Genomic DNA, 13,534 nt, shown 5'->3' on the forward strand with positions numbered 1-13,534 from the left:
CTTACCCCACATGACAGACGTCGTAGCGCTGGCGGCTGAGATGTTATCGATCCAGTCGCTGTCCGGGCAGGAGCATGAAGTCATCGAGTTCGTCACTCGCTGGCTCGTGAAGCGCGGCTGGAACGTGAGCTTCCAGGAGGTGTCGCCCGGCCGCGGCAACGTCTGGGCGACGCGCTCGGCGGCCAACGGTGACCAGTCCGGCAGTGTCGCGCTCTCGACCCACCTCGACACTGTGCCGCCGTTCCTCACGCCGAGACTGGAGGAGGGACGCCTGTACGGGCGAGGTGCGGCAGACGCCAAGGGAATCGCCGCCGCGATGCTGGCGGCGGCGGACCGGCTCGTCACCTCGGGCGAGAACCGCGTGCAGCTGCTGTTCGTGGTCGGAGAGGAGAAGGGATCCGACGGCGCGCGCGCGGCGAACAACCTGCCGGCCACCAGCAGCTTCCTCATCAACGGCGAGCCGACCGAGAGCAAGCTCGCCAGCGGGGCCAAGGGCTCGCTGCGCGTGTTCGTCCGAACGCGCGGCAAGGAAGCGCACGCCGCGTATCCGCACCTCGGCCAGTCGGCGATCGACCCGATGCTGGAGCTGCTCCCGAAAGTGAAAAAGCTGAAGCTGCCGAGCGATCCGGTTCTGGGCGAGGCGTCGGTGAACATCGGCGTGATCCGCGGCGGCACCGAAGGCAACATCATCCCGGGCCAGGCCGAAGCGGAGGTGATGTTCCGCATAGTCAGCGACGTCGAGCCGATCAAGCGGATGCTGGAGGAGTGGGCCCGCGGCGTGGCCGAGCTGGAGTGGGGCTCGCACATTCCGCCGCAGCACTTCCACACGGTCGAAGGATTCGAGATCGAGCCCGTCGCATACACGACCGACATCCCGCTGCTCGGCCGTTGGGGCAAGCCGCTGCTGTTCGGGCCGGGCTCGATCCACGTCGCGCACACGCCGGACGAATACGTCGACGTCGCCGAGCTGCGCGCGAGCGTGGACACCTACGAGAAGCTCGTGCGCACACTGTTGGAGGAGGGCGGAGACGAGCCGGCGCGGCCTGCCCGCTCGAGCAAGAAGGCGCGCAAGTGATCAGAACGAAACAGAAAGTCGCCATCCTTGGCGCGACGGGCGCGGTCGGACAGACGTTCATCCGCCTGCTCGCCGGTCACCCGTGGTTCGAGATCGCGGAGCTGGTCGCATCGGAGCGGTCGGCGGGCCAGCGGTATCGCGACGTGGTGAAATGGCAGGACGGCGATCTCTCGCCGGAAATCGGCGAGCTGACGCTGCTGCCGGCGGATCCGGCTGGCGTCCAATCGCGGATCGCGTTCTCCGCGATGGATTCGTCGGTGGCGGGCCCGATCGAGGAGATGTTCGCCAAGGCGGGGAAGACCGTGCTGAGCAATTCCAAGAATCACCGGATGGACCCCGACGTGCCGCTGGTCATACCGGAGATCAACGCGGATCATCTGCGCCTGCTCGAGCACCAGCGCCGCGCGCGCGGCTGGAGCGGCGCCATCGTCACGAACGCTAACTGCAGTGCGACCGTCGCTGCGATGGCGCTGGCGCCGCTGCACCAGCGCTTCGGAATCAACAAGATCTTCATCTCGACGATGCAGGCGATCTCCGGCGCCGGCTACCCCGGCGTCCCGTCGTCCGACATACTCGGCAACGTGATCCCATTCATCGCCGACGAAGAAGCGAAAGTCGAGCGGGAGCTGGGCAAGATTCTCGGCAAGCTCGACGGAGACTCGATCCGGGAAGCTCCGTTCACGGTCAGTGCGCACACCAACCGAGTCCCGGTCGAGCACGGCCACACTATCTGCATGTCGATCGGGCTCGAGGGGTCGCCCGACCTGAAAGCGGTCCGGAGCGCGCTCGACGAATGGACCGGCTCGGCCGCGGTGCGCGAGCTGCCGGGGTCGAAGCACCGGCCGCTGGTGGTGCGGAATGAGCCCGACCGGCCGCAGCCGCGGCGCGACGTCAACACGGGCGAAGGGATGACGGTCGTCGTCGGGCGCGTGCGCGCGGACGCGATACTGGATGTGCGGCTAGTGGCGGTCGGACACAACACTGTGCGGGGCGCGGCCGGCGGCTCCATACTCAACGCCGAGCTGCTGCTCTCCACCGGCGCGATCCCTTCGGCGTGATAGTCGCCAAGTTCGGCGGCACCTCGGTTGGCGACGCCGAAGCGATCGAGCGCGCGGTAGGGATCGTGCGCGGCCGGCTCGACAGGCAGCCGATCGTCGTCGTCTCCGCGCTCGGCGGGGCGACGAACGGTCTCCTCGCGGTCGCCGAGCAGTCCGCGAAGGGACATCTCATCGGCGCGCTGCGCGGCGTGGAGAATCTCCGCGATCGGCATCTCGCGGTGTGCGGGGAGCTGCTCGGCACGAGCTCCGCGGCCACCGAGATATCGGCGGAGCTGAGCGCGCTGTTCGACGAGCTGGCGTCGCTCGCCGAGGCGCTGAAGACTCTTGGGCACGTCACGCCGCGGAGCTTCGACGCGATCGCGTCGATCGGCGAGCAGTGCTCCTCGCAGCTCGTGACCGCGGTTCTGTGCGAGCGCGGGATTCCCGCGCAGCTCGTGGAAGCGGGCGACGTGATGATCACCGACGCGAGCTTCATGCAGGCGGTGCCGAAGACCGAAGCGATCGCTGAGCAGTCACGCGCGATCCTGCTGCCGATTCTCAAGGAAGGGAAGGTGCCCGTGCTCGGCGGCTTCGTCGGGCGCACCGCAGACGGGATCACTACCACGCTCGGCCGCGGCGGCTCGGATTACAGCGCTTCGCTGATCGGCGCCGCGCTGCACGCGGAAGCGATCGAGATATGGACGGACGTGGACGGCATGATGACGGGGGACCCGCGCGTGGTGAAGGGCGCGCAGCCGATCGAGCGGATCCGGTTCGACGAAGCGTCGGAGCTCGCGTCATTCGGCGCGAAGGTGCTGCACCCGAGCACGATCGCGCCCGCCGTGCGCATCGGCATTCCCGTGTACGTGCTCAACTCGAACCGGCCGGAGCTGCCGGGCACGCTGATCACCTTCGACGCGCCGCGGCGGGCGGTGACGGCGATCGCCGGCAGAGCGGGAATCACGCTCGTGCGCGTGCGGGCGGCGCGAATGCTGCTGGCGCACGGCTTTCTGCGCCGCGTATTCGAGGTGTTCGAGCGACACACGACTTCGGTAGACGTGGTGGCGACGTCAGAAGTCTCGGTGTCCATGACGCTCGACGACGTGAGCCGGCTCGACTCGATCGTCGTGGACCTTTCGGCGCTCGGCGACGTGTCGGTGGAGCACGATCGTGGGATAGTCGCGATCGTCGGCGCGGGGATCGCGGATCACTCCGACGCCATGGGTCGCGCGCTCGCGTGCTTCACCGGCTCGACCGTGCACATGATCTCGCTCAGCGCCACCGCCATCAATCTCACGGCGGTCGTGGACAGCGGCCGCGTAGGCGACATAATGCGCGGGCTGCACGCCGAGTTCTTCGAGGACGGGCAATGAGCGCGCGGAAGGTCGCCGTGATCGGCGACGGGAAGATGGGGAAGACCATCGCGGAGATGGCGAAGGATCGCGGGTGGACCGTGACGACTCTCCTGGGTGAAAAGGAGAATCCCGACGGCAGCGGGATCACGCGCGAATCGCTGAAAGGCGCCGACGTCGCGATCGAGTTCACCGAGCCGAAATCGGCGGCGCGCAACATCAGGGCGTGCGTCGCGGCCGGATGTCCGGTGGTGGTCGGAACCACCGGCTGGTACGACGCGCTGGATGCCGTGACCGTCGAAGTGAAGGAGGCCGGCGGCGCGCTGCTCTGGTCCGCGAACTTCTCCATCGGGATCCAGATATTCCTGGACCTGGCGAGAAGGGCTGGCGCGCTCGTTGCCGATATCGAGGGATGGGATGCCCAGATCGTCGAGACGCACCACACCGCCAAGAAGGACGCGCCGTCGGGGACGGCGATCGTGATCGAGCAGGCCGCGCGCGAAGGGCTGGGCAGGAAGGTGCCGATAACCAGCATCCGCACGGGCTCCGTCCCGGGGACGCACGAGCTCATACTCGACTCACAGTCCGAGCAGCTCACCCTCACGCACACAGTGCGCGACCGCGCGGTGTTCGCGGCCGGCGCGCTCGCGGCGGCCGACTGGCTCGTCGGCAAGCGCGGCGTGTTCACAATGCGCGATTTTCTCGCGGGAGTCGGCGACTCATGAAGCACGGACGACTGTTCGGGGCCGGCACGGCGCTCGTCACGCCGTTCAGCCGCGACGGCGCGGTGGACGAGAAGGCGCTGCGCGCGCTGATAGACTGGCAGATCGACGAGGGCATCCACTTCCTGGTGCCGTGCGGCTCGACGGGCGAGGCGGCCACGCTCTCGCCGGACGAGCACCGGCGGGTAGTGGAGATCACGGTCGAGCAGGTCGCCGGGCGCGTGCCCGTGATCGCCGGCGCGGGCTCGAACGACACGAAGAAGGCGATCACGTTCTCGCGCGAGATGCAGGCCGCGGGCGCGACGCATCTGCTGCACGTATCGCCGATGTACAACAAGCCGCCGCAACGCGGGATCATCGCGCACTTCCAGGCGATCGCGGACGCGGTGGATCTCCCGATCGTGATGTACAACGTCCCCGGGCGGACCGCGAGCAACATGGAGGCGGCGACGACGCTCCAGCTCGCGGAGAACGCGCGGCTCGTGGCGGTGAAGGAAGCCTCGGGCGACATGGCGCAGATAGGCCGCATCATCCGCGACCGGCCGGACGGGTTCTCCGTCCTGTCCGGCGACGACGCGCTCACCGTCGCGATCATGGCCGCCGGCGGAGACGGCGTCATTTCCGTCACGTCGAACGCCACGCCGAAGCTCGTAGCGCAGCTCACGGAATCGGTTCGCTCGGGCAACATGCGGCAGGCGCGCGACATCGAGTCGCGCCTGGCGGACTGGACCGCGGCGGCTTTCGTCGAATCCAATCCGCTTCCGGTCAAGGCCGCGCTCGCGATGCAGGGACGCATCGAGAACGTGTTGCGGCTGCCGCTCGTTCCCCTGGCTGAGGCGCATGAGAGCGCCGTGCGGAAGAGCCTGGAGAAGGCGGGCGCGCTGGGATGAAGCGGAACAAGGCGTGGGGCGAGAACCTGTCGCACACGATCGAGGCGCTCGCGGCCATTCCGGCCGGCGAGCCGCTGCCGGCCGACGCGCAGTCCGGGTTCGAGGCGCTGCTCCAGGCGCTCGAGGCGGGCGAGGTGCGCGCCGCCGAGCGCGCGGGCGACGGATCCTGGCACGCCGTGCAGTGGGTCAAGCGCGGCATCCTGCTCGGCTTCCGTCTCGGGCATCTCGTCGAGATGTCGGTGCCCGACGGAGCCGGGCCGGGGAACAAGCTGCAGTTCTTCGACAAGAGCACGTATCCGCTGCGCGAGCTCACGCTCGAGGACCAGGTGCGGATCGTTCCGGGCGGATCGTCCATCCGCCGCGGCGCGTACGTCGCGCCCGGCGTGGTGTGCATGCCGCCGATGTACGTGAACGTCGGCGCGTACGTGGATGCAGGGACGATGATCGACTCGCACGCGCTGGTGGGATCCTGCGCGCAGGTCGGCGCGCGCGTGCACCTCAGCGCGGGCGCGCAGATCGGCGGGGTGCTCGAGCCGATCAACGCCGCCCCCGTGGTGATCGAAGACGACGTCATCGTCGGCGGGAACTGCGGCGTGTACGAGGGCACAGTCGTGCGCGCCAAGGCGGTGCTCGCGGCCGGCGTCGTGCTCACGCGCGGCACGCCGGTGTACGATCTCATTCGGGAGCAGGTGTACCGCGGCACGCCGGAAAAACCGCTCGAGATCCCGCCGGGAGCCGTCGTCGTCCCTGGAGCGCGCGCGATCAAGGGCGACTGGCCGCGCGCGGAGGGGCTCTCGCTCCAGACTCCGATCATCGTGAAGTACCGCGACGAGAAGACGGATCTGGCGACGACGCTGGAGGCGTGGCTCCGCTGACCGTCGCCGGTACCGTGCGGGTACCGGGCGACAAGTCGATCTCGCATCGCGCCCTGATTCTCGCGGCGCTCGCGGACGGCGAGTCGGTGATCCGCGACATCCTCGTCGCCGAAGACACCGCGTCCACCGCGTACGCGCTCCGCGCGCTCGGCAACGACGCGCCGCCGCTCGGGCCGGAGATCCGCATTCACGGAACGGGCGTGCGGGCGCTGCGCGAGCCGGAGTCGCCGCTCGACTGCGGCAACAGCGGCACCACCGTGCGCTTGCTCGCGGGAGTCGTGGCCGGGCATCCTTTCTCCGCGACGTTCACCGGTGACGAGAGTCTCAGCCGCCGTCCCATGCGGCGGATTGCCGAGCCCCTCACGGCCATGGGCGCGCGGATCTCTTTCGCGAAGGGTGACGGCTTGCCGATGACGGTGCAGGGAGGAGATCTCCAGCACGTCGCCTGGACCAGCGAAGTCGCGAGCGCGCAGGTCAAGAGCGCGATTCTCCTCGCGGGACTCGTCGCCGGCGTGCCCGTCTCCGTGCGCGAGCCGCGGCCGTCACGTGATCACACCGAGCGTATGCTGCGCGCACTGGGTATCGAAGTGACGGGATCGCGCGACGGCGTAACCAAGCTCACTCCGGGCGCGTCGCTCGATCCGTTCGAGCTGACCGTTCCGGGCGATGCGTCCTCAGCCGCGTTCTTCGTCGCGCTGGCGGCGCTGGCCGCGAGCGGCAGCGTCATCTTGCCCGGCGTGTGCATCGACTCCGCTCGAACCGGCTTTATCCGCGCGATCCGGCGAATGGGGGCGAAGGTCAGGGTATCGGGCAAGACGGAAGCGACGGGCGAAGAGACCGGCACCGTGACCGCCGGCCCGGGCGCGCTGCGCGCGACCTCCGTGAAGCCGGGCGAGATCCCCGCGATGATCGACGAGCTGCCGCTGCTGGCGTGCGTCGCGACCCGCGCCGAGGGCGAGACTGTCGTCCGCGGCGCCGCGGAGCTGCGCGTGAAGGAGAGCGACCGCATCGCGGCGACCGTGGACAACCTCCGGGCGCTCGGCGCCGACGCCGAAGCGTTCGACGACGGCTTCGCCGTGCGCGGCTCCGACAAGCCGCTCCGCGGAACGGTCCGCACGCACGGCGATCACCGGATCGCGATGTCGTTCGGCGTGCTCGGCTGCGCCCCCGGCAACGAGATCCGGATCGACGACCGCGATTGCGTCGCCGTGTCGTACCCGGGGTTCTGGGCGGACCTGAAAAAGGTGGTGGCGTGAGGGAGCCGTTCGCGATCACCATCGACGGGCCGGCCGCGTCGGGCAAAACATCGACGGCATATCAGGTGGCCGAGGCGCTCGGCTTTCATCATGTGGACTCCGGCTCGCTGTACCGCGCCGCGACCGCGGCCGCGCTGCGGGCGAACCCTTCGGGAGACTGGGACGAGCCCGGCGTGCTGGAGGCGGCGCGCATCATCGAGATGGAGGCACGCAAGGCTTCATTCTGTCCGCTGCTCGGCGGCGAGAACGCGGAGGAAGAGATCCGCGGCGAGGCCGTCACCGGAAAAGTCTCAGCGGTCGCGAAGATGTCCGGCGTACGCGACTGGGTGAACGCGCAGGTGCGGCACCTCGCGGATCTGCATGACGTGGTGGTGGACGGTCGTGATATCGGCACCGTCGTTCTGCCGACTGCGCGCGTAAAGGTGTTCCTGCTCGCTGAAGCCCGCGAGCGTGCCCGCCGGCGGCTGCTGCAGCGCCTGGGCCGGGAGGGAACCGAGTCGGAACTGGATGAGGAAACCGCCAAACTTGCAAAACGCGACGTCCTGGACGCAGTTCAGACCGTCCCGGCCCCCGATGCCGTGATCCTCGACACGACCGACATGAGCCAGGCCGAGCAGGTCCGTCAAATCATTGACCTGGCCCGAGCCGCCGGAGCCTCCGAGTAGCTGCCTTAACCGGCGATTGCGGATCCAGTCCTCAGTCCGAAGTCGCAAGTACGGTAGTGGTACAGTTTGAGCGCCAGGCTCAATGAATCAGAAATGAATTCTCTACCGCTAGGATGCCCGGACCAGTGCCGCGCGAACGGGACGGCGGGAATCGTCGGCTCGCTCCGTGTCAGGGGCGGCAGCGCGAAGCGGCAGGATCACCGAGAAGACCGTCCCTTCACCGGGCATACTCGCGACAGTGAGCGTCCCTTCGTGTGCTTCGACCGCTTGCTTGGCGATGGCCAGCCCGAGCCCGCTGCCCGCTCTCCGTGCGCGTCTCCCCACCTGGTAGTACTTCTCGAACACGTACGGCAAATGGTGTGACGGAATACCGACGCCCGTATCCGCCACCTCTATGCGCACTCCCGCCGCGGCCGGAGCCGCACGTACGGTGACGTACCCGCCCGACGGGGTGAACTTGATGGCGTTAGAAACGAGGTTGCCCAGGACCTCGCTGCGGAGCAGGTCGAAATCGGCCGAGATCGTCGCCGGCGCTGACGGGTCTACTTCCCAGCCTAGGTGTACCCGCTTCCGCCCCGCCACAGGTCCCAGCCACTGATTGACGCTCGCGAACAGATACTCCAGGGAAACCTCTTCCGGGCACAGGTTGAAGCCGCGCGCTTCCAGGCGGCTGATGTCCAGCAAGCGGTTCAGCAGCCGTGTCGCGGTCCGGACCTGATCGCCTATAAGCTCGACGAAGTCGCGGTGGCGCTTGCCGGTGTTCGCGTTCATCTCGTTTGAGAGGAGCTCGACATATCCACCGATGATGTGGATCGGTGACTTCAATTCGTGACTCGCGACCGCGACGAACTCCGCGCGCATTTTGTGGAACTCCGCCAGCCGGCGAGTCATCCAGTGGAAGGAGCGCGACAGTTCGCCGATCTCGTCGTGCTGTTCCAGCGCGAGGCCATCGGGCACGACGAACACGCCATCCGCGACTCCCGCCATCGCCGTGGCCAGGCGGTTTATCGGCCCGACCAACGACTCCGACGCCCACGCTGCGATCAACAGCGCCACGACGACGGCGATGATCACGCCAAGCATCGTCGATGAGGCCGCCGTGGCGCTCACCTCTCGCGCACTGGCTAGGTCCACGTTGCGCCGGCGGTCTATCTCGGACGCGAGATCTCCGAGCGATCCCTGCGTTCGCCCCAGCAGCGCTCGCATTGCGCCGAACGCGCGCGTCGCTTGCGCCAGCCGGTCCTGCTGGACCAGTCTCTGCAGCTGGGACGCGGATATACGGAGCGAGTCCAGCCGGGCGCGGGGCAGCCGCGCGGCATCGGCGTACCCGTAGGACGCGAGAGCGACTATCTGCGCGTCCATGTCGCCAAGCGAGCCGCGGACGGCCGCACCCGTCGCTGCGTCGGGCGCGACGAGGTAGCTGCGCGTTACACGATCGAGCTCAGATAGTGCGGCCTGGAAACGCCCGAGCGCGAGCGAAGCTTGCGCATTTCGCTCCCCCTGATCTACCGCGATGTCGCGCAGCACAGAGAGCCGGCTGGCCGCGAACAGCGCGGGGAGCGCGAGTATCGCCGCGAGGGAGACGAAGACAAGCGCCATTTTCGTGCGGATCTTCATTGACGCAGGATCTCGAGAATGCGGTCCAGTTCCGCGGCGAGATCTGCCAGCTGCTTCTCGATAGCGCGGCGTGCTTCCTCGGAGGCACGGAGACGAGTGTGAACCGTCTGCACTGGCAACGATAGTGGCTCGAATGGAAGCAGGCGATCACTGGCCACCGTGGGACATTTTCCGCGAACCCGCGCCGACACGCCGGTGGCCGGCGTCGCACTCGCGTTCCTCCGGCCCGAAACTGAGGAACGCGACACGGCCGCGGCCGCATCACCGCTCATCTCGAGACCGATCACATAGAACGCGCGCGCCAGCGCTCGACGTACGGGCGGCTCCCCGGGCAGGCGCAGATACAGGCGCGCGTGCGCAAGGGCCGCGGCCGGCGATCTGCTCGGATTACGCGGGTCCAGCTCCAACGACGTCAAGAGCAGCAGCGCCTCGCGTCCTTGGGTCGAGCCGGTGCACTTGGCCCTCGCCTGGAGGAGAGTGCGCGCGCCGACGAAGTCGCCGGCGTCCAGCGCTTGCGTGGGCGCAAGGGCTCCACCGTCTGCACCGCCCGTGGCGGCCGCGAGAGCGCACCCCTGGGCGATAGCCGCTATGGCGGCGATGGCGACAACACGCGCAATCGTCACAGCACGCTTGCAGCGGCAGGTGAGTGGCGCGCGAGCTGCGTACCGCCGGCCGCCAAAGCGGGACCGAGCGTTATGAAAGCATCGACCAACTCCGGATCAAACTGTCTGCCCCGCTGAGCCTCGAGCTCCTCAAATGCCTCTTCGACAGACCACGCGCGCTTGTATGTACGGTCGTGCACAAGCGCATCGTATGTGTCCGCGACGGCGACGATCCGGCCAACGATCGGGATCGCGGACCCGGCGAGGCCGCGCGGGTATCCCTGTCCGTCCCATCGCTCGTGGTGGCTGAGCGCGATCTCCTCCGCTGTCCGCAGCAAATGGAACTCGCTGCCCGACAAGATGCGCGCGCCTATCGTCGTGTGGGTGCGCATCACGGCGATCTCTTCCGCGGTCAGCCCGCTGGGCTTGAGCAGAATGGCGTCCGGCACACCGATCTTTCCGATGTCGTGCAGCGGTGCGGCGCGTCGGAAGATCTCGACCATGCCGTCGCCAACGCCTAGGACCTCGCCGAGCAGCGCGGACATCGTGCCGACGCGGCGCGCATGTTCGCCGGTCTTGTCGTCGCGATATTCGGAGGCGTGCGCCAGGCGCTCCAGAGTCTCGAGCCGCGCAGCGTCGAGCGCTCGCGTACGCTCGCGTACGCGCTGATCCAGCACCTCGTTCTGGCGTTGCAGCTCGAGATGGAGGAAGCGCATCTCGAGCAGGTTGCGCACGCGAAGCCGGACCTCCGCCGGACTGAACGGCTTCGCCAGCAGGTCGCTCGCGCCCGCTTCGAGCGCCTCACGCATGGTCGTGTGCGAATGGTCGGATGTCAGGATCAGCACCGGTACCGGAGGACTGCCGTTCAAGGAGCGGACGATTCGCAGGACCTCCAATCCCGACACGTGCGGCATCATCAGGTCCGTGAGCACGATGTCCGGGTGAAACTCGGCAGCGATCGTGGCGACTTCGCGCGCGTCACTAGTCTGGCGGAGGTGCACGTAACCGGCAGGCTCTAGAATGTGACGCAGGAGCTGCAGGTTCATCGGCTCGTCGTCGACGACGAGCATTCGCGCATTGCGGAGTGTCTGTTCAAACATGATCGCCTTCACGCGCTCGTCCCGTCGGGGGACGCTCGCCGGCCACTGACGCACGCAGAAGCGGCACCACCATCGGCCCGACGCCGATGGTGGTTACCAAGGATATGACGACCATTTGCCGCCGGCGTCAACGGATCGCGTTTTACGCACGCGCCGCCCCTGGACGTCGGCTGCCGGCGGTGACCCGGCTGTTGGTTCAGAACCTTAAAGTGTATCGACGGATCGCGCCAACCTGTTCTTTTTGTACATACAGTCAGTTCTCACTCGGCGCGGCGGCCGGCTCGCCCCGCGGCCAGCCACCCGTAGGCTGCGTCCGCACCCTCACCTCCGTAACGGTGCTGGTACAGTTTGGGGAAAGCGTACCAGTACCCCAAGTACGCCCAAGTTGACGAATGCCAACGAGATAGACTAAGTTTATAGGCTGTCCTTCATCCACCCTCAACCGTTTGGAACAACCCTATTTAATGGCCGAGCTTGAAACCGAAGTTCTAACCCCAACCGGCAAGCCCGCTCTGACCGCGCGCGAGAAGCGCGACCAGCAAAAGGCGCAGCTGCGCCCGCTTGCCAACCTGCGTCCCGAGCTCTACGAGGATGAGTACACCGAGGAAGAGCGCGACGCGATGCTGGAGATGTACACCGGCACGATGGCCTCCATCGAGGAAGGCGAGATCGTGCGGTCGAAGGTCCTCGAAATTCGCGACAACATGGTCGTGCTCGACATCGGATTCAAATCCGAGGGCACGGTCCCGCTCGAAGAATTCAAGGACATCCCCGACCTCAAGCCCGGCGACGAAGTCGAAGTGCTCCTCGAGCACCTCGAGGACCAGGAAGGGTCCGTCGTGCTCTCCAAGAAGAAAGCCGACTTCATGCGCGTCTGGGAGAAGATCCGCGTCGCGTACGAGACGGATCAGCCGGCCCGCGGAACCCTCATCAAGAAGATCAAGGGCGGCGTGGTCGTGGATCTCATGGGAGTGGACGCGTTCCTCCCCGGCTCGCAGATCGCGCTCCGCCGCGTGCCCAACATAGACGAGCTGCTCGGCCAGTCGTTCGACTTCAAGATCATCAAGCTCAACAAGCGCCGGCGGAACATCGTCGTGTCGCGCCGCGTCATCCTCGAGTCCGAGCGGGCCGGCAAGCGCGAGAAGCTGATGAAGGAGCTGGCGAAGGATCAGGTCCGCAAGGGAGTCGTCAAGAACATCACCGACTTCGGCGCGTTCATCGACCTCGGCGGTGTGGACGGACTGCTCCACATCACCGACATGTCGTGGGGCCGCATCCAGCACCCGTCGGAGATGGTGCAGATCGGCCAGGAGCTCGACGTCAAGATTCTCGACATCGACTGGGAGCGCGAGCGCATCTCGCTCGGCCTCAAGCAGCTCCAGAGCTACCCGTGGAAGGACGTGGCCGAGAAGTATCCGGTCGGCACGCGCGTGGCGGGCAAGGTCGTCTCGATCACGAACTACGGCGCGTTCATCGAGCTGGAGCCGGGCATCGAAGGTCTGGTGCACATCAGCGAGATGAGCTGGACGCGCAACGTCCGCCACCCGTCGAAGCTCGTCTCCATCGGCGAGGCGATCGAGGCGGTCGTGCTCAAGGTGGATCCGAACGAGGAGAAGATCTCGCTCGGCATGAAGCAGACGGAGCAGGATCCGTGGATGGTGCTGCCGTACCGGTACCCGATCGGCACACGCCTCAACGGCAAGGTGCGCAACCTCACGAGCTTCGGCGCGTTCGTCGAGATCGAGCCGGGCATCGACGGGCTGATCCACATCTCCGACATGTCCTGGACCAAGCGCGTGCAGCACCCGTCGGAAGTCGTGAAGAAGGGCGACGCCGTGGACGTAGTGATCCTGAACATCGACAGCGACAACAAGCGCATCTCGCTCGGCCTCAAGCAGGCGACCGAGGATCCGTGGCTCAGCATCGGCGAGAACTATCCGGTGGGGATGGAGCTGCCGGGCAGGGTCGTGCGCCTGATGGACAAGGGCGTGGTGGTGGACATCGGCAACGACATCGAGGGCTTCGTCCCGGTGAGCCAGCTCAACTTCGGCAACCCGGTCAGCAGCCCGGCCGACATCGTATATGAAGGGATGAACCTCGACCTCCGCATCATGGAAGTCGATCCGATCCACCGGCGCATCGTGCTGGCGGTGACGAACATCCCGGAAGAGCAGCCGCCCCGGCCGGAGACGCCTTCGACAGTGATTCCGATGGAGACCGACGATTACACGGCTGTCGGCCCGCCGCCGACGGACATTCCGTACGACGAGGCTGCGTCGGAGTAACGCTGAGGTAGGAGCGGCCGAGGTACCGAGGCTGAGCCTGGCACCCCCGAGTTGAAAA

General features: G+C 67.2%; 12 protein-coding genes. 9 read left to right on the plus strand and 3 right to left on the minus strand.

What is annotated here, in order from left to right; translation table 11 throughout:
* The first annotated feature begins 10 nt into the window (after positions 1–10).
* The 8 genes from WEA80_09405 to cmk are packed head-to-tail and all read left to right on the plus strand — an operon-like array spanning position 11 to position 7,872.
* Positions 11–1,075: a M20/M25/M40 family metallo-hydrolase gene (locus tag WEA80_09405; GenBank protein ID MEX1186792.1), complete on the plus strand. Its 1,065-nt coding sequence runs from the start codon at positions 11–13 to the stop codon at positions 1,073–1,075.
* Positions 1,072–2,133, plus strand: a complete 1,062-nt coding sequence (gene asd / locus WEA80_09410; protein MEX1186793.1) for an aspartate-semialdehyde dehydrogenase — start codon at positions 1,072–1,074, stop codon at positions 2,131–2,133. Before WEA80_09405 ends, asd begins: the two co-directional genes overlap by 4 nt.
* A complete protein-coding gene (lysC, locus tag WEA80_09415) occupies positions 2,130–3,485 on the plus strand; it encodes a lysine-sensitive aspartokinase 3 (protein MEX1186794.1) in 1,356 nt (451 codons plus the stop codon). Before asd ends, lysC begins: the two co-directional genes overlap by 4 nt.
* Positions 3,482–4,189, plus strand: a complete 708-nt coding sequence (locus WEA80_09420; GenBank protein MEX1186795.1) for a dihydrodipicolinate reductase C-terminal domain-containing protein — start codon at positions 3,482–3,484, stop codon at positions 4,187–4,189. The genes lysC and WEA80_09420 overlap by 4 nt, the downstream gene beginning before the upstream one ends.
* Positions 4,186–5,076 carry a 4-hydroxy-tetrahydrodipicolinate synthase gene (gene dapA, locus WEA80_09425; GenBank protein MEX1186796.1) on the plus strand — a complete coding sequence of 297 codons (891 nt, stop codon included), beginning with the start codon at positions 4,186–4,188 and terminating at the stop codon, positions 5,074–5,076. The genes WEA80_09420 and dapA overlap by 4 nt, the downstream gene beginning before the upstream one ends.
* Positions 5,073–5,951 carry a 2,3,4,5-tetrahydropyridine-2,6-dicarboxylate N-succinyltransferase gene (locus WEA80_09430; protein ID MEX1186797.1) on the plus strand — a complete coding sequence of 293 codons (879 nt, stop codon included), beginning with the start codon at positions 5,073–5,075 and terminating at the stop codon, positions 5,949–5,951. The genes dapA and WEA80_09430 overlap by 4 nt, the downstream gene beginning before the upstream one ends.
* Positions 5,939–7,207 carry a 3-phosphoshikimate 1-carboxyvinyltransferase gene (gene aroA, locus WEA80_09435; GenBank protein ID MEX1186798.1) on the plus strand — a complete coding sequence of 423 codons (1,269 nt, stop codon included), beginning with the start codon at positions 5,939–5,941 and terminating at the stop codon, positions 7,205–7,207. The genes WEA80_09430 and aroA overlap by 13 nt, the downstream gene beginning before the upstream one ends.
* Positions 7,204–7,872 (plus strand): (d)CMP kinase, encoded by a 669-nt coding sequence (gene cmk / locus WEA80_09440; protein ID MEX1186799.1) that lies wholly within the window; start codon positions 7,204–7,206, stop codon positions 7,870–7,872. Before aroA ends, cmk begins: the two co-directional genes overlap by 4 nt.
* 108 nt (positions 7,873–7,980) lie before the next feature.
* Here cmk and WEA80_09445 read toward each other — a convergent pair whose 3' ends face one another.
* The 3 genes from WEA80_09445 to WEA80_09455 are packed head-to-tail and all read right to left on the minus strand — an operon-like array spanning position 7,981 to position 11,191.
* Positions 7,981–9,489, minus strand: a complete 1,509-nt coding sequence (locus tag WEA80_09445; GenBank protein ID MEX1186800.1) for a HAMP domain-containing sensor histidine kinase — start codon at positions 9,487–9,489, stop codon at positions 7,981–7,983.
* Entirely contained in the window at positions 9,486–10,112 is a 627-nt protein-coding gene (locus WEA80_09450) for a hypothetical protein (protein ID MEX1186801.1), read from the minus strand. Before WEA80_09450 ends, WEA80_09445 begins: the two co-directional genes overlap by 4 nt.
* Positions 10,109–11,191 (minus strand): HD domain-containing phosphohydrolase, encoded by a 1,083-nt coding sequence (locus WEA80_09455; GenBank protein MEX1186802.1) that lies wholly within the window; start codon positions 11,189–11,191, stop codon positions 10,109–10,111. Before WEA80_09455 ends, WEA80_09450 begins: the two co-directional genes overlap by 4 nt.
* A gap of 464 nt (positions 11,192–11,655) precedes the next feature.
* On the opposite strand from WEA80_09455, the gene WEA80_09460 reads away from it, so the two are divergent.
* Positions 11,656–13,476, plus strand: a complete 1,821-nt coding sequence (locus WEA80_09460; protein ID MEX1186803.1) for a 30S ribosomal protein S1 — start codon at positions 11,656–11,658, stop codon at positions 13,474–13,476.
* The last annotated feature ends 58 nt before the right edge of the window (positions 13,477–13,534 follow it).

The organism is Gemmatimonadaceae bacterium (assembly GCA_040882285.1).
Taxonomy (GTDB): Bacteria; Gemmatimonadota; Gemmatimonadetes; order Gemmatimonadales; family Gemmatimonadaceae; genus JACDCY01.

Coding starts and splice junctions, on each gene's coding strand:
- WEA80_09405 (MEX1186792.1), top strand. CDS start 11: ATGACAGACGTCGTAGCGCTGGCGGCTGAGATGTTATCGATCCAGTCG.
- WEA80_09420 (MEX1186795.1), top strand. CDS start 3,482: ATGAGCGCGCGGAAGGTCGCCGTGATCGGCGACGGGAAGATGGGGAAG.
- dapA (MEX1186796.1), top strand. CDS start 4,186: ATGAAGCACGGACGACTGTTCGGGGCCGGCACGGCGCTCGTCACGCCG.
- WEA80_09430 (MEX1186797.1), top strand. CDS start 5,073: ATGAAGCGGAACAAGGCGTGGGGCGAGAACCTGTCGCACACGATCGAG.
- WEA80_09445 (MEX1186800.1), bottom strand. CDS start 9,489: ATGAAGATCCGCACGAAAATGGCGCTTGTCTTCGTCTCCCTCGCGGCG.
- WEA80_09455 (MEX1186802.1), bottom strand. CDS start 11,191: ATGTTTGAACAGACACTCCGCAATGCGCGAATGCTCGTCGTCGACGAC.
- WEA80_09460 (MEX1186803.1), top strand. CDS start 11,656: ATGGCCGAGCTTGAAACCGAAGTTCTAACCCCAACCGGCAAGCCCGCT.